This window comes from Microcoleus sp. B4-C1 (genome assembly GCF_036705285.1).
In the GTDB taxonomy this organism is placed as follows: domain Bacteria; phylum Cyanobacteriota; class Cyanobacteriia; order Cyanobacteriales; family Microcoleaceae; genus Microcoleus.
The window spans coordinates 22,640-46,161 of the sequence record NZ_JAUBUC010000014.1; the positions used below are offsets into that span (position 1 = coordinate 22,640).

The following is a 23,522-nucleotide window of genomic DNA, read 5'->3' on the forward strand; positions in this document are numbered from 1 at the left end:
CTAACCACTAACTAATGACTAATGACTACTGACTACTGACTAAAATTCTTTGAGCGGGGAAACTAGAGAACTAGCTAAACTCACGGCCTCTGAGAGAAGTTCTGGGACGGCTTCGAGCTGAGGTAGCCGAGATGTTTGAACTCCGGCTCCTGGCTGCGCGACTGCCACCGGAACGGCATAAGCTCGATCGGTCTGCATTGTTTCTAACTGTTCTAAAATTGGCGATAGCAAAACCCTGGCATAGCTGCCGTAAGCTACACCTGCAATGTATGGGACAGGGGGAACTGACAAATTTTTCCCGGCATCCTTCATCAGTCCCTCGGCTCTCAGCTTGCTGACAGTGTGAGCATTAGTGCCGCCTGCAAGTTGCACGTATCCCGGCAACTGGGCAGCCAAAACTTTTTGACCGAGTTTGACTGCGGCTCTAGTAGTTCCTGTTCCGATATCTCCGCTCATTGGTCTACCGTCGGTTTGCCAAATTAGGGGACAAGGAAGGGGGGAAATTATTTGATAGAGTGTCCGCAAATAATCAATCAAACCGTCTCCATCGGGGCAACTAATTGCTATTACCTTGAGTTGAGCGACCCAGGGAGCTATGCTCGACCAAAGTCGCGCAAAATCTGCCTCTCTGCCTACTTGCGTGTGGATTTCTAGGGCGTCCGCACCGGATTGCAGGATTAAAGGTGCGATCGCGGCGGAAGCAGACACGTAAGAACGAGTATAAATCAGTTGGCTCGGACAAATCGGCAGACAGCGACCGCAGCCATAGCATTGCTGGTCTATCACCCCGGAAAAACCACTGCCAGCACTCTGAAAAACTATTGCTTCGGCTGGACATATTTTTTCGCACGGCCGCCAGCAGTCCGCCGGACAATCGGCTGGGTTGAATTCGGCTTTGCGAAAATGCGGGTCTTCCCCATCGTTTAAACTCACCATCAGCAACGGCAACCCTTTGCCGCCAAACCTGCGGTTTTGAGTTCTTGCCTGTAAGTCGCTGGCCACTTGTAGGGCTTCTTTCGCTGCGGCGACGGCGGCGGGATCTGCCGCGACATCGATACAGTCAGCGCCTGCTAGGGTGTAAGCCAAGGTGAGATTCCGTACAGCCGGTAGGTGCTGAAAGCTCGCCCCACAGATCAGCTTGAACCAATGGCCATCTTTTAATGAGTTTAGGGGATGATAATGTTCTGTCACCCTTATATGCTAATCCTTTGAGCTGAAAATTACTATGTGGAAATTTCTACTTAATTTTAAAATTTAGGCGGGTACAAGCTGGAAACGCTACTGATAGCAGTAGCTGTTGCGCTGTTGGCTCTATATGTAGAGTTCTGCCTTAATTTTTTTTCCTAAATTTGATTTTTTTGAGAGCGACTGCTGAGGGGGGATTTGGAGATGGGGCGATCGGCTTGAGTGACACGTTGACTTACAGACAGACTTTCTATGATATCATATTTGGGTGGATTTGGCAAGGAAAAAGTAGACTAGAGATTTTTTGTGGAAGTGGCCGTGCAGTGGTCATTGCCATAAAGTTCGATCGAGCATGGAAACCCAGCGACGAAACGCAGATGAACATTCTCCTCCCTGAGTAGAAGCTACATTCATCTGGGTTAATCGGCGATTCAACTCACATCTTGCACCATTCTCAAGAACAGGCAAGATGCCTGTTCCACAAAGAGTGAATTTTCTTGTGGAACAGGCCGAAAAGCCTGTTCCTAAACAAGTAATTGAGAATTGTGCAACATCTCAGATTCAACGAGCTCTACTACTTGCTCAGCCGCTTGTAAACCGTAGCCAAAGCATGGCTATCCCCCACATTTCCCGGAAACAAAACAACTGGTAAATTGGGAAACAGAGGATGATTAGCCTCGGTTTTCACCACCGAACAACCTGCGATAATTTGACCGATTTGCCTGACACTTTTCAGCGACAAACCTGTACTCAAAACATCATTAGAAGTAATGCCGCCCTTGCTAATCAAAAACCCGATATCCGCAGGCAGTCCCCGCACGATATCCATCAATAAAGCAGAAACCGCCTCTCCAAATTTTAACCGGACTTCGGTATTTTCAAATTCGAGTTCCTTGCGGCTGGTATAAATTACAGGCGTTTTGCCATCGGCATGAGAAGTGCGGACTTGTTCGAGAATTTCATCGAGCATTTGGGTGCGATACTCGGGTGAATCTTCTAACAAGTGAGAGACATCTATTTCAATGCTAACTATATTGGGTTCTTTTAACAAGCGCTCCAATTGTTCAGTAGTTTTCTTAACGTGGGAACCAACTATTACGGCACCGGGTTTGCCGCCCCTGACGTATTTTGCCATTTCGTCGGCTGCTACTGGCTGTGGGCCGAGGTCAGCTAAGGATGTTAAAATACTCGCGGCGCTGCGGAATAAAAACTTTTTGCCTTGACTGACTGCATTGAGAATGTGTGTGGCAAATTTGTCTAAATCACCTTGGCTTTGGCCGTCAACAACTGCACATTGGTTGTCTGTCATGTCCATCAGTCGATCTAAACTTCCGTAGCGAATGTCTCCGAGTAAAATGCGATCGACTGCATCAGCGGGGATGCGACCTTTTGTTTTTTCTTCTACATAGTCTGGCAGGTAACTGTGACTGTACCCGAAGACTGAATCTTTGGCAAATTCGGTTTCGTGTACTGGTGTCGGGACACTGTTAACTATTAGGTAGTGCACGCTGTGGCGGGTAATTCGGCCTCCTTCAAAAAAGGCGGGAATTAGAAAATGGGCGTCGAAGGGGCCGAGTTCTTCGGCGATCGCGTCGGTTTCGATGGGATAGTGACCGCGCAGGGTAGAATCGGAACGGCTAACTATTAGGAAGTCTTCGATTTTTTCGGTGGCGATCGCCTTTTTTAAATTTTGGCACACTTCGCGGGTGACGGAGGCTGCTTTTTCGGGAGTTAGCGATCGAGTATTTGTCAGTATGAAGAAAATCGGGCACTTGTCCCGCAGCCCCAAACGCAGGGTGTCTTCGTCCCAACGTGTCAGCAGCAAGCAACTGTGCACGGTTTGAGAACCAGTGGGATCGTCGTCGAGAACTATAATCTTGGGTTTGGCAGAAGACATACTGACCTGGTTGTTAACGTCACCTTTCCAAGATATCCTTACCTGTTACGTAACAGGAAAAAATTTACAATAATTATGATATTTTTTTAACAATTCTCCTCATTCATAATTTTAAAAATGTCTTTGACTTCGAGTGGAACAGGCATCCTGCCTGTTGCGGTTCATTAAGCTGCATATTGCTACTGGGTAAGAGGCGCCCTCCGCCGTGTACGCTACTAACTTTTGCCATTTTTTTAATTAGCAGCATTTCGATCTTGCAACTTTTTCATTTCTGCTTGAACTCCCACGGCTACCTGCAAAGCTTCGTTGAGCAATCGTCCTTGTTCGCTGGCTCGATCGCTAATTTGCAGGCAATTCAAACTTTTCAAATTATTGGTAAACAATTCGGAGTTAGTAGCGACAAATTTTTTGTTTTCCCTGAGAATCCTCTCGGTTTTCAAAGCTCGAACTAAATCCTCTCTGATTAGCTGCAAAGCTTGAATTACTTTGGCTCGATCGCCGATTTTGACTGCCGCATTGCCGGCATCTTCTATCCTATCGTTAATTTCGATGGCTTTGATTATACCATTATAGCGATCGACATCATCAAAAAGATTGATTAAATGTTGGTTTTGGCGGCTGCACTGAATTTTCCACGCATCCTCAAAGATTAAACCGACGATCGCAGCGAAGTGGAGGGTGAACCACCACACATACGCCCTAGGAAATATCGCAACCATTAGCCAACAACTGATTAGAAGCAAAACAATTAAACCGACTGTTTTTAAAGCTTCGCGGCCAAACTTAGTCGCTGTCGGCGGCCGGTATACGCGATCGGGCCCCGCGCCGGTGAGGTGCTTGAGTTCACCGACAGTAATTTCTAATCCCTGAATGTCAGCTCGCATAAATCTTCACAAATATATGTTAATTATAAAGTTTTGTAGTATAACAAGGGGCTCGTCTACAATAAACCTAACATTTTTTTCAACCAAAACTGCACTATGTCCGCACGTCCTATATACCTCGACAACCACGCCACAACCCCCGTAGACAAACGGGTACTTGATGCGATGCTGCCCTATTTCACGGAACAGTTCGGCAACGCAGCCAGCATCAGCCACGTCTACGGCTGGGAAGCAGAAGCAGCGGTTAAACAGTCACGACAAATCATAGCAGAAGCGATCAATGCTTCCCCCGAAGAAATTGTTTTTACCAGCGGTGCAACAGAAGCAAATAACTTAGCGATTAAAGGTATCGCCGAAGCTTATTTCAACAAAGGAAAGCACATTATCACAGTAAAAACCGAACACAATGCTATTCTCGACCCCTGTACCTATTTGCAAAAATTGGGGTTTGACATTACTGTTTTACCAGTGAAAAGCGACGGGCTGATTGATATAGGCGATTTGATCAAAGCGATTCGGGCAGAGACAATTTTGGTTTCAGTGATGACGGCAAATAATGAGATTGGCGTCATTCAGCCGATCGCAGAAATTGCTGCAATTTGTCGCGGAAATGATATTCTTTTTCACACAGATGCGGCACAGGCGATCGGCAAAATTCCCCTCGACGTAGAGGAGATGAATATCGATCTAATGTCCTTGACAGCCCACAAAATTTACGGGCCAAAAGGCATCGGTGCTCTCTACGTGCGGCGCAACAAACCGAGAGTGCAGCTAGCGCCGCAAATGCACGGAGGAGGCCACGAACGGGGAATGCGATCGGGAACTCTCTACCCACCGCAAATAGTTGGGTTTGCTAAAGCAGTAGAATTGGCAATTGCGGAAATGCCGTCGGAAACAGAACGAGTGGTTAATTTGCGGCAGCGTTTGTGGGAAAATTTGAGTGAATTGGGCGATGTTGTTCTCAACGGTCACGCTACGAAGAGATTACCGGGGAATCTCAATATTAGTGTAGGTGGCGTTGACGGTCAAGCGTTGATGTTGGGTTTGCAATCGGCGGCGGCAGTTTCTTCTGGATCTGCTTGCACTTCGGCGAAAATATCGCCATCTCATGTTTTAGCAGCGATCGGGCGATCGGACAAATTAGCTTATGCTTCAATTCGGTTTGGTATTGGTCGGTTCAATACCGAAGCAGAAATAGATGCAGTTTCCCAACACGCGATCGCAACTATTCAATCTCTCCGACAAGCTCAAAAAGTAATGAGTTAGAAAGATTATTCGGCGGTTGAAACCGCGTCTACACAAACGAAGTCCGCCTCCGCGGACTAAGAGATAAAGGGGGTTTTAAACCCGGATGTGGTATTAAAACTTTCCTATTTCTTCAGTCCGCGAAGGCGGACTTTGTTTGTGTAGTAGCGATTTCAATCGCCGAGTATAATTGGTATTAATCGTTTACTTAGAACCAAACACCTCACGTACCCGATAAATCGGTTTTCCCTGGGATTCATGATAAGTCCGCATCATCACTTCCGCCAGCAAACCAAAACAAAATAACTGCACGCCAGTTAACAGCAAAACCACAGCCAAAATCAGCAAAGGACGATTGCCAATACTTTGACCGAGGCCAAATTTCAGGAAAGTCAAATAAATCCCTAAAACCGTTCCCAACGTCATAGAACCCAGTCCCAAAAGTCCAAAAACGTGCATCGGTCGAGTCAGGAACTTTTTCATAAAAGAAATAGTTAACAAATCCATCAACACCCGAAAAGTCCGCCAAATTCCGTACTTACTTTGACCGAAACGGCGGGCGTGGTGTCGCACCGGCAGTTCTGCAATTCTCGCCCCTTCAATAAACGCCAACGCTGGCAAAAAGCGGTGCAATTCCCCGTAGAGATTCAAGTCTGCTACCAACTCGGATTTATAAGCTTTCAAAGAACAGCCGTAGTCGTGCAAAGTTACGCCTGTAACGCGACCAATTAACCAGTTAGCAATTTTAGAAGGAATCAACCGGCTAATAGTATTGTCTTGCCTATTTTTGCGCCAGCCACTGACTAAATCGTAGCCTTCATCTAACTTTTCCAACAATAGCGGAATATCAGCCGGGTCATTTTGCAAATCGCCGTCTAGGGTAACAATAGCACGACCGCGAGCGCGATCGAAACCTGCCGACATGGCAGCAGTTTGCCCGTAATTGCGGCGCAAAATTACAGCACAAAGGTCATCGCGAGTGCTGGCTAACTGCTGGAGAAGTGCACCCGAACCGTCCTTAGAACCGTCATCTACACAAATAATTTGATAGCTGAGTCCAGATGGTTGGATAGAAGAGGCGATCGCCTCAATCAAATGAGGCAAACTTTCCACCTCATTATACACCGGCACCACCACTGAAACGTCGAGAACAACCTCCGCGCCAGCCTGCTGTGCAGCCAATTTTTCCAAAAATAATGCAGCGTCCATTTTTTTATTCGATAATATTAACAGTCAACCGTCAACCGTCAACAGTCAACCGTCAACAACTAACTAGGTTGATAACTTGCCACAACTTTACCATATCCCCGCAATTGCTGGTAATAAGCTTGACTGACTCGATCGCCATCATCCGACAAAACATCGATACCGATACCATTGCGACCTTGTGCTTGTCCCGAACTGTGAATGTAGCGATTATCTCCGAGATATAATCCTACATGAGTTGCTTTTTCGGGCGTACCAAAAAATACTAAATCCCCCGGTTCTAAAGCACTGATACTAATCGGTTTAGTAAAAGCTTCCTGCTGATAAGCATCCCTCGGCAACCAGATGCCCGCAGCCACAAAAGCAGCTTGCATCAAGCCGGAACAATCATAATTTGGCCCGACTGTACCGCCCCAAAGATAATAATTGGATTGGTGCATAGCCTCGCGAGCGAAAGTAATTACAATTGGTAATTTTTCCTTGATTTCTGCCTCAGAAACCACCAGAGGATGATACACTGTTTCTGCCACATCGAGCAACTCAACATCTCGAAGATCCAGCCATCCCGGATAATCATCTTCGCACAGTCGCACCATCACAGCCGTTGTATCCCCCTCAACAACCGAGTCTATGGCATTTCTCCCCCCCTTGATAAGGGGGGGCTGGGGGGGGTCAACTACTCGCAAATGCCGCCCCAAGGCTGCTTGAGTTGCCAATCGATCGCACTTTGGGGAATCGTAAATATTTATGTGCGATCGGGTTCGGTACTCCACAACATCAGATAATTGATAATTGGCCATTGCTAATTGCTCATTGTGTGCTGTTAATTGTTCGCATTTATTGTTCGCATTTAACGATAGATTGCCATTAGCTGCTAGCCGTTAACCGTTAACCGTCAGCCATTAACCATGACATTTTTCCACAAAGACGAACAATTAGAAAACCTCGGCAGTAGCATTATAGACTCCGCATTGTCAGAATTTACAGGATTAAGTCGCGATCGTATAGCCCTGACCTGGATAGTCTACGATCCCCCGGTGCGAGTCAATACAGGCGGCGCCCTGAGTCCCGAAGAATTTTGGAAATATCAACCGCGAGGTTTTAGCGTCAGAAGTTCCGAACGCATTTATCCAGCCAGCATCGTCAAATTATTCTACCTCGTTGCCATCTGGGAATGGGCGCAAAAAGGGATGATTAAAACATCGCCAGAATTAGAACGCGCCGTCCGAGATATGATAGTTGATTCCAGCAACGATGCCACCAGTTTAGTAGTAGACGCCCTCACCGGCACCACCAGCGGCCCAGAATTATCACCCGCCCCCTTTGAAACTTGGAAACAGCAGCGAAACATCGTCAACCGTTACTTTCAATCATTAGATTGGCCGGAATTACAAAATATTAACGCCAATCAAAAAACCTGGTGTGACGGCCCCTACGGTCGCGAGCGAGCATTTCTGGGAGAATTAATGGAAAATAGAAATATGCTGACCACAAATGCAGCGGCGCGTTTGCTGCACAGTATAATCGGCGGCGTAGCTGTTTCTGCCCAAGCATCGCAAGAAATGATGGGTTTAATGAAACGCAGTTTAGACCCAGCAGAATTAGAGGCAGATCCTGAAAATCAAGTTACAGGCTTTTTAGGCGGGGGATTGCCAGAATCAGCAAAATTGTGGTCAAAAGCCGGACTGACAAGTCAAGTGCGTCACGATGCTGCTTATATTGAAATAGAGGGCTTGCGGCCGTATTTGTTGGTTGTATTTACCGAGGGGAAAGAGAATAGCAAGAATGAAGAGATTTTGCCATTTATATCGCGGCAATTTGTCGAAGGGATGAAGACACTGAGTTAGATTTAGTAGTTGATTATTGCGGCTAGACTAGACTTAAACTGCAAAAATAATTTGGACGGGCTAGAAGCCCATCCCACAAAGTTTTCTTGTGGGATGGGCTTCTAGCCCGTCCAAAAATTTGATTAAAAGGAACTTTTTCCTAGAAGCTCTAAAACGGAGAGGGAGGGATTTGAACCCTCGAAGGATGTTAACACCCTTAACAGATTAGCAATCTGCCGCTTTCGACCACTCAGCCACCTCTCCAAGATGACAGTAACTAACTATAGCACACACATCTTCTTCTTGCCAACCCCTAATTGAAAAATTCCTCAATCCCTTACTCTGTATACTTTTCGCGACCTCAACCTCCAGCCTCTTCCCCAAAGCCCCTAGCCTTCAAGTGTTTTTCCCAACTAAAATTGGAACTCAAAAAGAACCTCTTAGTATACAAATACCCCAAGCGGTACAGGTGAGCCTTGCGATCGCCATCGAGATTAAAGTCCGTCGTCGTCACCCCAGCGTCAGTCACATCAATATTAATCACCCTGCCCTTATCCATTTCTCGCTGGTGATAGCGGTCTCTTGCTTTCATCATCGTTCGGAACATCGCCGCCAGCATCGACAGCGGAGTATCAATCTTAACTTTAGTCTCAATTCCGGTATCGACTAATCGAAACCCAAAGGTAAACCAGCGCGGCATAGCAGGAGTCGCACCGACGGATTGTTTGTCATAAATCCACAGGGGGAAATTGCTCAAAATTCCGCCATCTACAATTAAGTCATCGCCGAGTTTTCCCGGTTCAAAAAATAGCGGAATACTCATCGACAACCGAACGGCTTCAGCAACGCTAAAATCTTCAGCCCTTTTGAGTCGCAACTGCTCATACAAAGGATCGGAATCGGTAGATTCGCGTCGGTGTAAGTCGTCGGGCAGCACCAACATTTCACCGCGACTGAGGTTGGATACTACTACTTTTAATTCCCGCTCTTTTACGATTTGTTTGACATCCGCAAAAGTGTGCAATTTACCTCGACCGAGCATTGCTTCCAGCCACTGCCGGAACGGTTGCGCCGAATATTCTCCCATCTGACGGCTAACTGTTAAGAAAAGTAGAGTCCAAGCAGGAGATTGCAAGTCGTCGGCGGGGTCGCCGTTTAAAATTAGAGGACTGTTTTTTTGAGTTAAAAATATGCTGTAATCGAGCTGTCCTAAAATTTCCTCTAAATCATCTATTGACAAGTCGGTTGCCAATACTGCTGCCGTAATTGCACCTGCCGAAGTTCCTGCCAATTTTCGCCACTGGATGCCCAAATCGCTACAGCACCTGAGTGCTCCTAAAAACGCAACTCCGCGCACGCCGCCGCCTTCAAAAACGCCGTCGGCATAGATTTGACCGTTGTCGTCGGGAGGCGGAAATTTGCTAAGAATTGTTTGTTTTTCGGTTGCGGTGATTCTGACACCGGGTTCTTGCAAAATTTGCTGCGGATACCACTTGCTCATGGGAAATACCTCGGATAAATGTTGGGTTTTAGATTTTAGATTTATATCTATTGTTCTTGATTTTTGTCGGCATCCATTGCCTCTTTGACGTATTGTTGAACTTGCGATCGCACTTGTTCGTAGGCCACCGACGCGCACCAAGGTCGGAGAGATAAAATAGTTGTATCGGGAGTAATCTCGACCACCAAACAAGTCGGGGGCGGATTCTCCAACACCAGCGGGTGAGAGTGGGCAATTTCTAATAACTCAGCTACAGTTGGACGAATTGGCCGATCGCCAATATCAATCTTCAAGTCTACTCGCCTCGTTCCCATTGCCGTTGTATTTTTCAGTGTACCGTTAAACAACTGATTGTTCGGGACAATAATTTTTATGCGATCGTCTGTCACCACCGTTGTTGAAAAAATCCCGATGCTGTCCACCACTCCCTTAACATCACCAGCTTCAATCCCATCCCCGACTTCAAAGGGCCGCAAACTAATCAACATTACCCCAGCAGCAAAGTGCGACAAAGTATTTTGCCACGCCAAACCAATGGCCAAACCCGCCGCACCCACCACCGCAACCACACTGGTAGTTTGAATTCCCAACTGACTCAAAGCGGCGACTACTCCCACTACCAAAATCGTAATCTCAGCAGCTTGAACTAAGAATTTCCGCAGCGTGGCTTCGGTGCGACTCAGTGCGCGGCGAGTCACGCGGCCCGCAAAGTTGATCGCAAATCGGGTAATTAACAAAATGCCGATCGCCCACAGCAGTTGAGGTACAATTTTAAACCCCAATTCCACGAATCTTTTCGAGAATTCTTGGGCTACTTCCAAGGCTTGTGTTCTTTCTGCATTTAGCTGAGAATAGAAGGTTTGGGCTATTGGTAAAAACGTCTGAATAACTGTCATGTTAATTGGGAATTGGGAATTAGAAATTGAGAATTGCAGTCTCAGTCTTCTGCATAAGTCGGAGAGTCCGACAGGGGTTGAAAACCCCTGTCTCATAGCGGAAGTCCTCTAGAAGAGGACTAAAGTCGATAATTTTATCCTTCAAACTCTTGAGTCGGTTTCAACCGACTTTTGCTATGAGGCAGGGGTTTAAACCCCTGCCGGACTATTGTTAATAGTGTACCGCTACGCGGGGCAATCGGTGTTTAAAACCGCAGAGAATTTCCCACGAAATAGTTCCTAAAGTCGCGGCCCAATCGTCAGCACTAATGTGATATTCCCCATCTTTGCCCAAAATAGTCACCACTTCACCGACTTCTAAATCGGGAATATCAGTTACATCCAGCATTAATTGATCCATCGTCACCGCGCCCACTTGCCGCACGAACTGACCCCTGACTAAAACCTGCATTTTATTAGAAAGATTGCGCGGAATACCATCTGCATAGCCGATACCAATTACGGCAATCTGTGTCTGCCGCTCAGCTATAAATTGATAGCCGTAACTGACGCCGGTTCCTGCTTCAATTGTTTTCACCTGGGTTACTCTAGCTTTTACCTGCATTGCGGGCTTCAAATTGGATCTCGACTGCAAGTGAGGAGCTGGATAAAGACCGTAGGTAGCTAAACCGACTCGCACTAAATCGTAGTGCAAATCCGGGTCAGCGAGGGCGGCAGCAGAGTTTGCCAAGTGGAGGCGAGGGGGGTTAATTCCTGCTATTTTAATTTGCTCGATCGCCTGTTGAAACCGCTGGTGTTGCTCTCTCATAACTGTGGGGTCGGGACTGTCTGCAGTCGCCAAGTGAGAGTAAATACTGGCTAATTTTAAATTGGGCAACCGCTTGACTAATTGCACAAATTCTGTTGCTTCTTGCCAGGGCGTACCCAAGCGAGACATTCCCGTATCTAACTTAGCGTGAACTGGCAAAGATTGGTTAATGCCTGCGAGAACTTCCGAAAAAATTAAGGCTTGTTTGGCAGTACAAATAGTGGGCTGCAAGTGCCAATGGGCGATCGCCTTTACCTGTGGGGCTGTATGGGTTGCCCCCAACAACAAAATCGGCGCTTCTATCCCAGCTTCTCGCAATTCTATTCCTTCGGGAATTGTCGCCACTCCCAGCCAACTAGCACCTGCTTGCAATGCTGTTTGACTGACTGCAACAGCACCATGCCCGTAAGCATCCGCTTTCACAACTGCCATCAGTTGTGTGTGAGGAGATAAGAGCTTTTTAAGCTGTTTTACATTGTGAGTTAAAGCTGCTAAATTGATTTCTACCCAAGCCCGCTGGCATAGTCCCCCGTAACCGTCCCCCAGCAACGTCTGGCGGGATTCTTTTGTCGTTGATTCTGCGGTTGTTTGTTCCCCACTCCACATTGTCGATCGCTCCTACTTGCTTACACCATTAAAAACTGCTCTCAAAACTGCTAGGATATTTTACCCTAAGTTTGATTATAAGATTTTTCCTTTAATCAAAGTTATACAAGTTTGAAAAAAGAATGCAACGGTCGGCAAGCTGCAAACCCATATTCCATAAGTCATTCCCCATCTAAAATCTAAAATCTAAAATCTAAAATCTAAAATGGTATTAACTGGTGTATCATAGCACCAAAAATACCCGGTAAAAACTATGGACGGACTAGCCTACCTACATTTAGCTAAAACTTGGGAAACGGCTACAAATCAGGCTTTCAAGGGCGGGCAAGATGCCCAACCCCTACTCCCCACAAACAACAACTTAAACTCTTGTGGAACAGGCATCTTGCCTGTTCATGAAAATGGTACAAGATGTCTGCTTCAAAGAACTAACTCAAAAATGCACCTAAAGTTAGCCTCTGCTCCTTTACTTTTCTTTACGATCGCTCTCACAATTTTAAATTTAGTCAATCCCGCACTCGCCATCAAAAAAGGTGATTCAGGCCCGGAAGTAGCCCAACTTCAGAAAACTCTACAAAACGCAGGCTATTTTCGCGGTAAGGCTACAGGATTTTACGGTTCTATCACCCAGGCTGCTGTGAAAAAGTTCCAAGCAGACAACAACCTGAAAGTTGACGGAATTGTCGGCCCTAAAACCTTGTCAGCGCTGAAAGGTAAGCCGGAAGAGGGGAGTATTGAAGCTGCGGAAAAAATCGCGCCAAATGTCGATCGACCTTCGCCATCTCCTACCGCCACAGAAAACACAAACGAACTCGAAGATAAAACTAAAACTCAGCTCCCAGAACCTCTATTTCAAGAACCATCTTTGCCACCTTTTAAAGCTGAAAATTCCGAGGATAAAAAAAATGAATCACCAACCACAAGGCTAGTAAATCCTCCCGACAACACTCAAGGAAAAATGACCTTGAAAAAAACAATTTACGGCAACATCTCGCCAAAATCAATAGTTTATTCGGGAGACGGCTTGTTTTTTGCTCAAAACATGATGTACCGTCACACAATCACAGTTTACGACAGGAACTTTAAATTAGTCAAGACTATTCCCGATACAGTAAACTTGTCGAAGTTCGGCTTTTCTAAATTCAAAGGCAATTATAAAGGCTCTCCCGTAGAAGCTGCTTTTTCAACTGATGGCAAATATGCCTACGTCTCCAACTACAAAATGTACGGTTCGGGGTTTAGCAATCCGGGAACCGACAGGTGCTCTCCAGCCGCAAAACACGACCAAAGTTTTCTGTACCGCATCAATACCCAAACTTTGAAAATAGAAAAGGTAATTCCTGTAGGTGCAGTGCCGAAATTCAATGCTGTTTCGCCTGACAATCGCTTCGCCCTCGCTAGCAATTGGTGCAGTTGGGATTTGAGCATAGTTGATATCAATAAAAATATCGAAATCGAGCGAGTGAAACTGGGTGCATATCCTCGCGGTATTGTTGTTACTCCCGACTCAAAAAATGCCTATGTTGCCATCATGGGTTCTTCCGACATTGCGAAAGTGAATCTCATCGACTTTTCGGTAGAATGGCTGAGAAATATTGGCAATGCGCCGCGTCATTTGACGATCGATCCCAACGGAAAGTATCTTTATGCCACTTTAAATGGTGAAGGAAATGTGGCCAAAATTGACCTACAAACTGGTAAAGTGGTGGACAAAGTTTCGACAGGAAGAGCACCTCGCAGCATGACAATTTCCGATCAGGGAAAACTGCTTTATGTAGTTAACTATTTCTCGAATACTGTTAGCAAAGTTAGGACGAGCGATATGAAAGTGCTGCAAACAGTGAAGGTTAATTCAAGCCCAATCGGCATTACCTACGATCCAGAAACTAATCAGGTTTGGGTAGCTTGCTATTCGGGCAGTATTATGGTGTTTCAAGATTAATTTAGCTGCTTCGTAGTGAATGCTTCCGTCCTGACTACAAACAAGAGCGATTAAATGTTATTGTGGGGCGTTGCTCAGAGCAACGCCCCTAAAATATTACTTGGACGACTTTAAAGGCTTCACAACATACTCAGAAGACTTAGCAGGCACTTGACCTGTTTTGGCCATAGCTTGGTAAATCATGGCTGCTACTTCAGCGCGAGTTGCTGTTTTATTAGGCTGCAAAAGTTGGCGCTTCGGGTGGTTAACAACAATGCCAGCTTCTGTGGCTGATGCTACTTTGTTAACTGCCCATTTCGGCACTTTTGTCCTGTCTGTATAAAGTTGTAAAGTTTTGCTTGCTTTTGTTGATGGTTTCAGCCTCAAACCGCTCGCCAATGCTGCGATGACTTCCACGCGGGGAATATTTTTGTCGGGACGGAACTCATTGTTTGGGTATCCTTTAAGATATCCAGTTGTGACGGTGTGGTCGATCGCAGTAGCGGCAGAGCTCTTGTCTTTTACGTCTTTAAAATCAATCGGTTTTCGGATCGGCTTTTTGTCCTCGGACATTCGCTCAATCAAACCGGCTAGTTCGGCTCGCGTCATCGGTTCGTCGGGACGAAATTTGCTGTCGGTCAACTCAGTAAAGATTTTCCGATCGACTAAAGCGACAATGAACGGACGCGCCCAATATTTGTCAGGAACATCGGAGAATCTAACGGGCCCAACTTTGGGTTTATCGGCTTTGGGTTTATCGGCTTTCGGTTGGGTAATTGGATCGGGAGTCGATCGCGCAATTGGCTTGGGAGGAACAACGATTACACCAACGGGAGGATTTTGCGGTAAAATCGGCCCTAAAGGTCCCACAGGTGCGACATCCGATTTTGAGGGAATCAGGGTTGTAGCGGGCGATCGCAAATCCGAACTTGGCGATTCTGGCGTTAATATTCCGGGACTCGCGGGCGTAACAGCAGGCTGAGAAAAAACGGCTGGAAATTGCCAATTTCTGGCATTCAATCGATCGGGATTTTTACCTGTTACCCAAAATAAAATTGCTCCCATCGTGCCGAAGGCAACCAAGATAGCAATCAATTCATCCAATCCTAGAGGGTTTCTTTCCCCTGACGGGGGTTGTGAAGAAGACATATTGTCACCTACATACCAATGTAGAAATTAAATCACATATTTTTTGGGTCTGGGGGAAACAGAGAAGACTAAATCAACTATTCCAAAGTTCTCACTGTCAATACTTGCGGCGGCGTGGAATCGGGAGGATAAATAAAATCAACTTTTACCGATCGCGTTTCTCCCACAGCCAACCTCAACTTTACCATCGGTTCCACAACTTGACCGACACGCTGCCACAAATGCACGTAGCGAGTTACATCGTAACCTCCATCATCTTGGTAGCGCAGCCGCACAGTACCTCGAAAATAAGGAAAATCCAGCGGAGGTTGGCGAAACCGCAAGCCATTTTTTGAGAGTTTATCTTCTTTTAAAGGCGTTTCCAAACTCACCGCTATTGTTTGCGGTTTCTGTGCCGTGTTATGCAGCGGCAAAATCAGATTGTAGTGTACGCCGTAATTGCCGTGGGCGTCGTAAGCGGTGTCGGGATAGCGCGCCAGCATTTTTCCGGCTTGCACTTGTTGGGTTCCCAAAGTGCCCCCGCGCAAGGTAGAAATCGCATAGGATATCGCTTTTCCAGTCTGGGGAATTGCCAGATTTTTAGCATCGCGATCGACTAATTCCGCTTCCCATCCAGAACCTTGCTGCACCCCTGCCACGCGGCCGTAAATCAGGCTTCCCGAAGTCGCGGCGGGGGGAGTCGGGGTTTTGTCGCGGGGGCCTGCCAAACCGCCATTATTCAGCAATTGCTGCCATTCTTCCAGAGTTGGCGCGCGCTCGCCCCCATCAGCATTTTGAGGTGCATACATTGCCAAAGTAGCGGCATAAACCTTGCCGCTACTTTTGAGCCGCACAAAGGTAGAACGACCATTTATCGGCTTTTCCAGACCCCGCACGGGAATAGGGCGATTCATCAACAATGCGGTTTCTCCCGGTGCAATGAGCAGTTTTGCGGGAAAAGCCGGCTGCCGCATTCCCCGCAAAACGTTATCGACAGCGCGAATCCCAGGGCCGGAATATACTTCGCCGTTGGGACTCTCACTTAGTGCTGGTTTTTGTTTGAACGGTGCGTCTGGTTCCATCAGGTAACTGGCTGCCTGTAACACTTCCACCGTCACGGGTTCGGAGCTGGGATTGTAGAGCAAAGCGCCGATATACAAAGTTCTCAAATTCAGCGGAGTGTGAGAAAAGTGGTGAGCAAACAGGTTGAATTGCCCTTGAAAGGCAAAGTTCAGGTGAGCTGCGGGGACTTTTTTGCCGTCTGGGGGAAAGGTTGAGAGCAAAATGCCTTCTTTTTTGACCCATTCGGGACTGTTGCTGTTGAAGAGGGGGATGTTGTCGAGTTTTCCGGGGAGCGATCGCACTTCGGCATCTAGTACAATTTCCTCTGGTGCTGGTTTTGCGGGGATAGATTGTACGGGTTTTTTAACTAAAAATAATCCGGTGGCGGCACAAAGGGCGATCGTAGAAATACCAGCAATTCGAGAAAATAGATTTTGTTTCTGAATCATCAAAGTTAACTGTCAAGCCAATCTCTGCACATCTTCCACCGACAGCGACAGCGCCTGAGCCACTTGCTCTACAGTTAAACCCATTCCCAATAGTTGGGGAATAGCATCCCGTTGGGTTTGTTCTGCGCGATCGGCCCTTTGGCGTTCCTGTTCGGTATGGAGGCGTTCGAGTCTAGCTTGTTCGCTACCAGTTAACAACAAATTACCCTCATTATCCCACCAACGCAACCATCGCTGATGCTGATTTTGATAGCTACCTTCCCACACACCTAACTCTACTCCCATCAGGTCGATCGGATAATGTCCGCGATCGTTCGGTTGCAAACGGCGATAACGAGTATTCACCCAGTTATAGACTTCCAATTCGCTCGTTTTAATGATGTATATCGCATAGTAAGGAATGTGAATAATCTGCTCGTATACCCAAAACTTTCCGGGTTTCTGGTTGACACCTTCTGGTAAGCGAGATAAGGGAGTATTGTTTCGTTCTTCAGAGCCATTACCACTAGCAAATTCGATCGCAATTAAGGGCACAATATACTCGCGCCAAATCACGTAAGAGCGGCGAATTTCCCCATCTATTAGGGGCGGAACGTTGGGAACGTAGAACCAGTCAGGCGCTTCGGCTCCCTTTTCTGGAGGGTCGGTTTCGCGCCAGTAAATACCGCTATCTTGCCCGATCGCATATTGTCCGTCCGGGTGGAGGGTTTGCAGTGTAGTTTCCAGGGAGTCGGTGAGTAGGATACTCTGGGGATGTTCTTGGAAGTTTTTCACAAACGTGCCGTCGGAGTCAGGTAGTTGGGTGTGATCGGGAAAGGCGGGGGGTAATGTTGTGGGGTTGAGGCTTTGGGTCATGTCAGCTATCCGATGGTGAAAGGACAGATGCTTTATTAATTAGAGCATAGCGATCGTAGATTGAGGGGCTTTATACTGTCTGATAAAATGTTTGTCGCTCACTATTGCCGCGATCGCGAACCACTGGACGACGTAACGAAATCCGAAGCGCTGCTGTGCAACCTATTCTGGGGATGAGACCTTAAGCCAACTGAGGCTATTAGTGTTAGACTTTAAAGTAGTATGAAAAAGTTTTTCAAGAGATTGTTTGTGAATAATCAACAGCATCAAGATAAAGTAAATGCTCGTGCACCCGATTCAAATGTTCTGGAGCCAAATGATATCTATACCATTGATGCTCCTGTTAACAACCCGGAACAAGACAAGTTTAAGCGCTGGTCTTTTTCCCAAAGAGTTGCACAAACGATTGCTTCTCGAAGCGATCCAAGCAGCATTGTTATAGGAATTTATGGTCCTTGGGGTGACGGTAAAACAACAGTTCTTAATTTTATTGAAAAAAAATTTCAAGAATCGGATGAAATCATTTGTGTCAAATTTAATCCTTGGCGATTTACTGATGAAGCCAGTTTGATCAAAGGATTTTTTCAAGCATTGGCGGAAGCGCTTGGAAAATCTATAGATTCCTACCCAGAAAAGATAGGCAAATGGCTTGACAAGCGTTTAGGTAGACTTGGACTGACTGGGTTCACTTTCAATTTTCCTGGTTTTCGATTTAATCCCAGTCAAAGTATTCAGGGACTTTCATCTGTTGAACTAGAGGAATTGAAAAAGAGAATCGAGGACCTTCTTAAAAATGAGGGGAAGCGTGTAGTTGTTCTAATGGATGATATAGACAGGCTTGAGAAGAACGAGATTCAAGCTGTATTTAAACTTGTCAAATTATCGGCGGATTTTGACTATACAGCCTATGTTTTAGCCTTTGATGAGGAAATGGTAGCTTCTGCTCTTAGTGAAAGGTATGGCTCTGGAGATATTAAGGCGGGAAGAAATTTTTTAGAAAAGATAATTCAGGTTCCGTTAAACTTACCCAAGGCCGATCGAGTAGCTTTGCTTGAATATTGTATGGTAGGAATAGAAGAGGTTCTAAAAGATGCAAATATTCAAATTTCGGAGGAAGAATTTCGATCTCACTTCCTTACTCATTTCATTGAAGGTTTAGAGATACGGGTTAAAACACCGAGAATGGTAAAACGCTATATAAATGCCCTTGCGTTTTCTCTACCTATATTGAAAGGAGAAGTTAATTCTCCAGATTTAATGCTGATTGAGGGAATGCGACTCTTCTATCCAGTATTATACGATGTCGTGAAAAATAATCCTGAGATTTTCTCAATTTCACCGTTTACTTATAATCGTGAAGATTCCAAACAGCGCAGCCTTGAAATTATAAACAAGGGGATTCAGGGTTTAACTACTGATGAAGGAGAATCTGCTAAAAATCTCTTAAAAGCTTTGTTTCCATGCCTAAAACAGACTGGTATACTTGGCAATATTAATTATATTTCTAGTGGTTGGAAAGGAGAATGGGATATAGAGCAAAGAGCCTCTTCTTCTCACTATTTTTCCCGATTTTTCTCCTACTCAATCTCAGATAATGATATTTCCGATGGAGAAATTACGTCCTTTCTATCTCAGATAGAGGATCAGTCTGTTGAAACGACTATATCGAACATCCATCAAATTGTTGGAGATCGACGAGCCGACCTATTTATCCTGAAGCTAAATAGTAGAATAGAAAAGCTTTCTTCGTCCACTTCCAAAAATCTTGCCCTGGCAATTTCTCAGAGTGGAGATATTTTTTCAAAGGAGAAGACTTTTTTGAGCAAATATTTGTCTAGTGCTGAGATACTTATCTGCAAACTTGTTGAAAATATTTCGGACGCTCAAATAAAAGTGGACGTTGCAAAGCAAATAGTTTTAGATGCAAAGCCTATTGCATTTGCAATTAAATGCTTTAGATGTCTGGTTCCACTTAAAGAAGGAGAGGAAATAGAACGGCATCTTTCTGTCGATCAAGCTCGTATTATCGGTGAAGCTTTCAGTCATAAAATTAAAGAAATATCTCAAGTATCTCCCCTCTATCTTCAATTTCCTGAAGATTTTAGCAGCTTATTATATGTATGGTCTCATTGGGGAGATAAAGAGGAAGTAAAACAGTATCTTTTAGAAGCCTTAACTGAGAATCCTAAAAGTGTAGTTGAATTTCTGAAATGTTATCTGCCGACACTGTATAGTTTCCCAGATTATAGAGCGCGTAAATGGGATTTTGAACGAAATCAATATAATAGCTTAGCTGAATATATAGAGCCTAGTCTCATATATCAGTTACTTCGGAATATCTATGGCTCAAATCTAGATAATCCAGAATACTACGATTCAAATAATCAGCAGCGATCCTTAGACGAAAAAGTTGTAAATCAGTTTGCTTTTATTCACCAAGTTGTAATCCAAGAGGTTGGCAGTAGTAACAATTAATCCAATTAGTGAAGAAAATACGTTATAATTAGTTATGGTGAATGTATGGAATTGCGCCCCATTAGAAATGAAAATGACTATCAGGAAGCCCTTCGAGAGATCGAGTTACTGTTTAATGCCGCCCCAAACACTCCTGAGTACGATCGATTAGATGTACTCAGCACTTTGGTGGAAGCTTACGAGAAGAAACACATTCCGATCGCAATTCCCGATCCCATTGAAGCGATTTATTATTACATGGAAACTCGCGGATGGTCTCGTCGCGATTTAGAGTCATGTCTCGGTAGTCGGGCTAGGGTGTCTGAGGTTTTATCTCGTAAACGTTCCTTGACCTTGGAGATGATTCGGAAGTTGAATCAAGAACTGGGGATTCCCGCTGAAATTCTCATCCAACCCTATAAGTCGGTAAAAATCCCCGCGTAACAATATAACTCGATCGACCTTGGTAGTTGTATGGTGCGTCGCTGCAGGAAACTTCCCACTAAGGCGCAGATATTCGAGGGCGACGCACCCTACATTCTTACCGCCTTCTACTCCCGGAAGAGCGAGTCCGACTCGGTTGACGAGAATTCCTGCCGCTACCAAAACTTGGCTGCCGCTTGTTTGGATTTTGACGTGGCTGTGGCGATCGCCTCAAAGTGCTGCCACCGTAGCCCGAACCGGTCGATCGATTGCCATTTGGACGTACTGAGGGTCTTACTGGCTGGTTGTAGGTGGGCGATCGCAAGCGGCCGGTCGTCCTTAAAACTTGACGGTTTCTCACAGCCGGAGGCGGAGTTCGATACCGAGTTTGATATTGCTGAACAGCTTGGTTGTAAGTATTACCATACCCGCCATATCCTGTCATAATTCCCGGCTGATAGACTGGCGGCATATAATATCGCGGTCTAAATAACAAACTGCCGATCGCCTGACCGGCCACAGCTCCAGCAAACGGTGCCCAGAAGCCAGATTGCTGCCGCACTACTACGGTTTGTGGCTGACCTGTTTGAGGATTAGGAACAGTTTGGGTAACGTTGTGAACGTACTCAATTTTAAAATCTTCTGTCAAATGCAAAACCGCTTGATTGTTCTCCACATTTAGATAACTTTTCTTGCCTGCCGATATTTCTTCATTTGTTAAGCGAGCCATTTGCAAATCCCTAGTGCGGTAAACTGGGGGACTGCCGGGGGGAGTATTCAGCAACATCAAACTGTATTCGCCATCAGCATCGTTGTAGGTAACTTGCTGTACGGGATATTGGCCTTGAGCCAAGTTATTGTTTGGTGCAGGGCGCACAGTGTTAATATTCGGATTTCCCGCAGGATTTGTAGAAGTTTGTGTGCGAGGTGAACCGCAGCCGGTTGCCGTCCACAAAAAAGTTAAAGCCATTAAATAAATTGTCAGTTTTCGCAGCATCATAAATAGTAATTGGTAATGAGTAAATACGGCCTATTCCATCTTGAACAAATACAGTAGCAGATATATTGTGTGATGTTAATCTGTAAGGTGCGTCGCTGCGATCTCTTGGATAAAACTTGCAGATTGACGGGTGGCGACGCACCGATGCTTACTAGAAAATTGCGTGTACTAGATATACATGGAATGTGCTGTAGTAATTGGTAATTGGTAATTTCTCCCTCTTCCTTCTTCTTTCCTTAAATGGGAATAAGTTCGGGGAAATTGACCAACACTTGGTCGTTGGTAAGTTCGTCTCCCAACTGTGCGGGAGAAAAGTGAACTTGCACAGCTCGGAGCCTTTCTTGGTAATGTAAATTAATCAGTGCTTTTAAACCGACTTTCAGCGCGCTGATGTCCGCAAGGTCAGTTTCTAGGGCCGGAACTTCGCCTTCATAGGCAACTGTCAGCATCACCACCACATTTCTAGTTACCGGCAAAGACAAGGGGGAATTTTTATCGTAAACAGATGTACTGTATTGAGGCTCGCTGAGATAGCGATCGGCTGAATCAATGAAAAGTTCATCCACATAATCGCCCGCTTCGCCTTCATTCCAAAAAACATCGCCTTCATTGGCGGCTGCTTGCCAGTAGTTGTCGTACTGCAACAGGTGATTGCAAATTTCTACAAGACCTTCTCCTAAAACTGCTATGTCGCCATCGGCATCAATTGCTTGTCTGGCGGTGCGGTTGAGAACTCCTAACAGCGGTGCAACATCTTCGCCTGTTAGGTGAACGAACACCCGGCAAACTGCCAATCGAGTTTTACCTGTAAATTGATTGAATCGATCGCGCCAAGCATTCATAACCTAATAGTTGTAATCTGTAGGGCTATATTTCCAACGATAGCAGGGGATTTGAACTCTTGCCGTCTACCCTCAGATTGATCTGAAGAGTATTTTTAGCGATCGCCTCGGCAGCGTACTGTCTCGCTTTGACTCATCTAATTTTATAGCAGTTTTCAATCGGATCAAATACAGTTCAAATACAGTAGGAAAACCGCACAGCCTTGTCCTGACGGAGAGCAGCGACTTTTAATAATTGCTATGAGATTGATGATGGTAGCAAGAGTTTTTTTAATTGATATTAATTCAGCGCTCGTTTGCTGAGCCGGAATATGATATTGGTGCGATCGATTCATCTGTCTATTGTTTGCAGTGCTTCGCGATCGCAATGACAGGAAATTGTAGGGGTAGATAATTTCAAATCAAAAAACCTCCAATCTTGCAAGATTGGAGGTGCGCTAAGCGAATACGTTGGTTTGAGATAACTATTTGACGATCGCGCTTTGGACTTGTTCGATCGCAATTTCAGAACTCAACTCAGCAACTGGCGAAACCGGCAAATCCAGCTCGCCACCTGGAGCTTCTGGGTGTTCGCGAACGACTGCAACCGCATTTGCTGACTCAGCTACAGCACCCGCCGCCGCCAAATCGAGCAACGCCGGAACTTCCAAGTGTCCAGAAACACCTGCATCTGCGATCGGAGCCGACTCTTCAAAAACTTCAAAATTATCGGTCATCGCAGCGCAAGCAGCAGAAGCGCGCTTGCCGGCACGGTAGCTCATGTAAGCAGCACCGCCACCCAAAACTCCAGCCAAACCGAGGAAACCGAGAGCTGCTGTTTTGTAGGATTTCCACGGATTAATGCGCTCCGAGCCGCCGGAACCTAGGAGGGTTGTCGCAGAACCAGATTTAGACGCGCTAGATTTGCTGTAGGAACAGGGGAAAGCAGATGCGGCGTCACCTATGGCGATGCTGCTTGCGATCGCGACGACGGAAGCAATGCCAGCTAACACTTGAAACTTCTTCATGATGCTTGGGAGATTGTAAAGGATAATTAAAAAATTAATGGTAACAGCTCTTTACAAATCTATCAACTCTGCGCGCCGTCCATATCGCGGATCGATCGCAAAAGTCAGCTATAGCCTCACGCAATTCAAATTTAAACTTGCCAGCTTAAAAATCTGCAATGCTTGATATGTAAGCGTTTGGGCTAACAGATCGGTAGAAGTTCAAGTTTTGTGAACCCATACTTGGAGCGCGCCCAAATTAGAAAATCTGAGGTGAGACAGTAGAAATTTTAATTACAGAGCGGCAAACACTTGGTGACAAACTACTTTTAAGGCTACTTTTGTAAA

20 protein-coding genes and 1 tRNA gene are annotated in these 23,522 nt (G+C 45.7%); 5 read left to right on the forward strand and 16 right to left on the reverse strand.

What is annotated here, in order from left to right; genetic code table 11:
• Window positions 1–39: 39 nt before the first annotated feature.
• From ldpA to QUB26_RS08030, 4 genes are all read right to left on the reverse strand, one after another.
• Window positions 40–1,191 carry a circadian clock protein LdpA gene (gene ldpA / locus QUB26_RS08015; protein ID WP_333246810.1) on the reverse strand — a complete coding sequence of 384 codons (1,152 nt, stop codon included), beginning with the start codon at window positions 1,189–1,191 and terminating at the stop codon, window positions 40–42.
• Between the two features lie 321 nt (window positions 1,192–1,512).
• Window positions 1,513–1,653 (reverse strand): hypothetical protein, encoded by a 141-nt coding sequence (locus QUB26_RS08020; protein ID WP_333291407.1) that lies wholly within the window; start codon window positions 1,651–1,653, stop codon window positions 1,513–1,515.
• A gap of 106 nt (window positions 1,654–1,759) precedes the next feature.
• The gene (locus tag QUB26_RS08025) at window positions 1,760–3,082 is read right to left on the reverse strand and encodes a four-carbon acid sugar kinase family protein (RefSeq protein WP_333236777.1); all 1,323 of its coding nucleotides are present in this window, start codon (window positions 3,080–3,082) and stop codon (window positions 1,760–1,762) included.
• Between the two features lie 233 nt (window positions 3,083–3,315).
• On the reverse strand, window positions 3,316–3,966 hold the full coding sequence (locus QUB26_RS08030; protein WP_333317408.1) for a hypothetical protein: 651 nt from the start codon (window positions 3,964–3,966) through the stop codon (window positions 3,316–3,318).
• Window positions 3,967–4,062: 96 nt separating this feature from the next.
• Between QUB26_RS08030 and QUB26_RS08035 the strand changes: the two genes are divergently transcribed.
• On the forward strand, window positions 4,063–5,232 hold the full coding sequence (locus QUB26_RS08035) for an IscS subfamily cysteine desulfurase (protein ID WP_333317410.1): 1,170 nt from the start codon (window positions 4,063–4,065) through the stop codon (window positions 5,230–5,232).
• 183 nt (window positions 5,233–5,415) lie between these two features.
• On the opposite strand, the gene QUB26_RS08040 is transcribed toward QUB26_RS08035, so the two are convergent.
• Together QUB26_RS08040 and QUB26_RS08045 are read right to left on the reverse strand one after the other, a co-directional pair.
• Complete coding sequence (locus tag QUB26_RS08040) at window positions 5,416–6,420, reverse strand: glycosyltransferase family 2 protein (RefSeq protein ID WP_333246631.1); 1,005 nt, start codon at window positions 6,418–6,420, stop codon at window positions 5,416–5,418.
• 59 nt (window positions 6,421–6,479) lie between these two features.
• On the reverse strand, window positions 6,480–7,217 hold the full coding sequence (locus QUB26_RS08045) for a C40 family peptidase (protein WP_333317412.1): 738 nt from the start codon (window positions 7,215–7,217) through the stop codon (window positions 6,480–6,482).
• Window positions 7,218–7,325: 108 nt separating this feature from the next.
• Between QUB26_RS08045 and QUB26_RS08050 the strand changes: the two genes are divergently transcribed.
• Window positions 7,326–8,264: a serine hydrolase gene (locus QUB26_RS08050; protein WP_333317416.1), complete on the forward strand. Its 939-nt coding sequence runs from the start codon at window positions 7,326–7,328 to the stop codon at window positions 8,262–8,264.
• Window positions 8,265–8,418: 154 nt separating this feature from the next.
• On the opposite strand, the gene QUB26_RS08055 is transcribed toward QUB26_RS08050, so the two are convergent.
• From QUB26_RS08055 to alr, 4 genes are all read right to left on the reverse strand, one after another.
• Window positions 8,419–8,507, reverse strand: a tRNA-Ser gene (locus tag QUB26_RS08055).
• Between the two features lie 97 nt (window positions 8,508–8,604).
• Window positions 8,605–9,744, reverse strand: a complete 1,140-nt coding sequence (locus tag QUB26_RS08060) for a patatin-like phospholipase family protein (protein ID WP_333056420.1) — start codon at window positions 9,742–9,744, stop codon at window positions 8,605–8,607.
• A gap of 47 nt (window positions 9,745–9,791) precedes the next feature.
• Window positions 9,792–10,640 carry a mechanosensitive ion channel family protein gene (locus tag QUB26_RS08065; RefSeq protein WP_333058160.1) on the reverse strand — a complete coding sequence of 283 codons (849 nt, stop codon included), beginning with the start codon at window positions 10,638–10,640 and terminating at the stop codon, window positions 9,792–9,794.
• 211 nt (window positions 10,641–10,851) lie between these two features.
• Window positions 10,852–12,054 carry an alanine racemase gene (gene alr, locus QUB26_RS08070; RefSeq protein ID WP_333317418.1) on the reverse strand — a complete coding sequence of 401 codons (1,203 nt, stop codon included), beginning with the start codon at window positions 12,052–12,054 and terminating at the stop codon, window positions 10,852–10,854.
• 439 nt (window positions 12,055–12,493) lie between these two features.
• On the opposite strand from alr, the gene QUB26_RS08075 reads away from it, so the two are divergent.
• Entirely contained in the window at window positions 12,494–13,996 is a 1,503-nt protein-coding gene (locus QUB26_RS08075; RefSeq protein ID WP_445299592.1) for a peptidoglycan-binding protein, read from the forward strand.
• 96 nt (window positions 13,997–14,092) lie between these two features.
• Here the strand turns inward: QUB26_RS08075 and QUB26_RS08080 are convergent, their stop codons facing one another.
• From QUB26_RS08080 to QUB26_RS08090, 3 genes are all read right to left on the reverse strand, one after another.
• Window positions 14,093–15,124 (reverse strand): S-layer homology domain-containing protein, encoded by a 1,032-nt coding sequence (locus QUB26_RS08080; RefSeq protein ID WP_333317422.1) that lies wholly within the window; start codon window positions 15,122–15,124, stop codon window positions 14,093–14,095.
• Between the two features lie 77 nt (window positions 15,125–15,201).
• Window positions 15,202–16,614 carry a DUF3370 domain-containing protein gene (locus QUB26_RS08085; RefSeq protein WP_333317424.1) on the reverse strand — a complete coding sequence of 471 codons (1,413 nt, stop codon included), beginning with the start codon at window positions 16,612–16,614 and terminating at the stop codon, window positions 15,202–15,204.
• A 12-nt stretch (window positions 16,615–16,626) separates the two neighbouring features.
• Window positions 16,627–17,469: a Uma2 family endonuclease gene (locus QUB26_RS08090; protein WP_333317426.1), complete on the reverse strand. Its 843-nt coding sequence runs from the start codon at window positions 17,467–17,469 to the stop codon at window positions 16,627–16,629.
• A gap of 249 nt (window positions 17,470–17,718) precedes the next feature.
• Between QUB26_RS08090 and QUB26_RS08095 the strand changes: the two genes are divergently transcribed.
• On the forward strand, window positions 17,719–19,944 hold the full coding sequence (locus QUB26_RS08095; protein ID WP_333317428.1) for a P-loop NTPase fold protein: 2,226 nt from the start codon (window positions 17,719–17,721) through the stop codon (window positions 19,942–19,944).
• 45 nt (window positions 19,945–19,989) lie between these two features.
• On the forward strand, window positions 19,990–20,367 hold the full coding sequence (locus QUB26_RS08100) for a transcriptional regulator (protein WP_333317430.1): 378 nt from the start codon (window positions 19,990–19,992) through the stop codon (window positions 20,365–20,367).
• 97 nt (window positions 20,368–20,464) lie between these two features.
• Here QUB26_RS08100 and QUB26_RS08105 read toward each other — a convergent pair whose 3' ends face one another.
• The 3 genes from QUB26_RS08105 to QUB26_RS08115 form a co-directional block, all read right to left on the reverse strand.
• Window positions 20,465–21,346, reverse strand: a complete 882-nt coding sequence (locus QUB26_RS08105) for a hypothetical protein (RefSeq protein WP_333317432.1) — start codon at window positions 21,344–21,346, stop codon at window positions 20,465–20,467.
• Window positions 21,347–21,582: 236 nt separating this feature from the next.
• Window positions 21,583–22,188 carry a DUF1517 domain-containing protein gene (locus tag QUB26_RS08110; RefSeq protein ID WP_333058150.1) on the reverse strand — a complete coding sequence of 202 codons (606 nt, stop codon included), beginning with the start codon at window positions 22,186–22,188 and terminating at the stop codon, window positions 21,583–21,585.
• 464 nt (window positions 22,189–22,652) lie between these two features.
• Window positions 22,653–23,195, reverse strand: a complete 543-nt coding sequence (locus QUB26_RS08115; protein ID WP_333236752.1) for a hypothetical protein — start codon at window positions 23,193–23,195, stop codon at window positions 22,653–22,655.
• Window positions 23,196–23,522: the final 327 nt, after the last annotated feature.

Coding starts and splice junctions, on each gene's coding strand:
- QUB26_RS08080 (WP_333317422.1), bottom strand. CDS start 15,124: ATGTCTTCTTCACAACCCCCGTCAGGGGAAAGAAACCCTCTAGGATTG.
- QUB26_RS08045 (WP_333317412.1), bottom strand. CDS start 7,217: ATGGCCAATTATCAATTATCTGATGTTGTGGAGTACCGAACCCGATCG.
- QUB26_RS08075 (WP_445299592.1), top strand. CDS start 12,494: ATGCACCTAAAGTTAGCCTCTGCTCCTTTACTTTTCTTTACGATCGCT.
- QUB26_RS08050 (WP_333317416.1), top strand. CDS start 7,326: ATGACATTTTTCCACAAAGACGAACAATTAGAAAACCTCGGCAGTAGC.
- QUB26_RS08030 (WP_333317408.1), bottom strand. CDS start 3,966: ATGCGAGCTGACATTCAGGGATTAGAAATTACTGTCGGTGAACTCAAG.
- QUB26_RS08085 (WP_333317424.1), bottom strand. CDS start 16,614: ATGATTCAGAAACAAAATCTATTTTCTCGAATTGCTGGTATTTCTACG.
- QUB26_RS08060 (WP_333056420.1), bottom strand. CDS start 9,744: ATGAGCAAGTGGTATCCGCAGCAAATTTTGCAAGAACCCGGTGTCAGA.
- QUB26_RS08065 (WP_333058160.1), bottom strand. CDS start 10,640: ATGACAGTTATTCAGACGTTTTTACCAATAGCCCAAACCTTCTATTCT.
- QUB26_RS08090 (WP_333317426.1), bottom strand. CDS start 17,469: ATGACCCAAAGCCTCAACCCCACAACATTACCCCCCGCCTTTCCCGAT.
- QUB26_RS08040 (WP_333246631.1), bottom strand. CDS start 6,420: ATGGACGCTGCATTATTTTTGGAAAAATTGGCTGCACAGCAGGCTGGC.
- QUB26_RS08025 (WP_333236777.1), bottom strand. CDS start 3,082: ATGTCTTCTGCCAAACCCAAGATTATAGTTCTCGACGACGATCCCACT.
- QUB26_RS08100 (WP_333317430.1), top strand. CDS start 19,990: ATGGAATTGCGCCCCATTAGAAATGAAAATGACTATCAGGAAGCCCTT.
- QUB26_RS08035 (WP_333317410.1), top strand. CDS start 4,063: ATGTCCGCACGTCCTATATACCTCGACAACCACGCCACAACCCCCGTA.
- QUB26_RS08110 (WP_333058150.1), bottom strand. CDS start 22,188: ATGAATGCTTGGCGCGATCGATTCAATCAATTTACAGGTAAAACTCGA.
- QUB26_RS08115 (WP_333236752.1), bottom strand. CDS start 23,195: ATGAAGAAGTTTCAAGTGTTAGCTGGCATTGCTTCCGTCGTCGCGATC.
- alr (WP_333317418.1), bottom strand. CDS start 12,054: ATGTGGAGTGGGGAACAAACAACCGCAGAATCAACGACAAAAGAATCC.
- QUB26_RS08105 (WP_333317432.1), bottom strand. CDS start 21,346: ATGATGCTGCGAAAACTGACAATTTATTTAATGGCTTTAACTTTTTTG.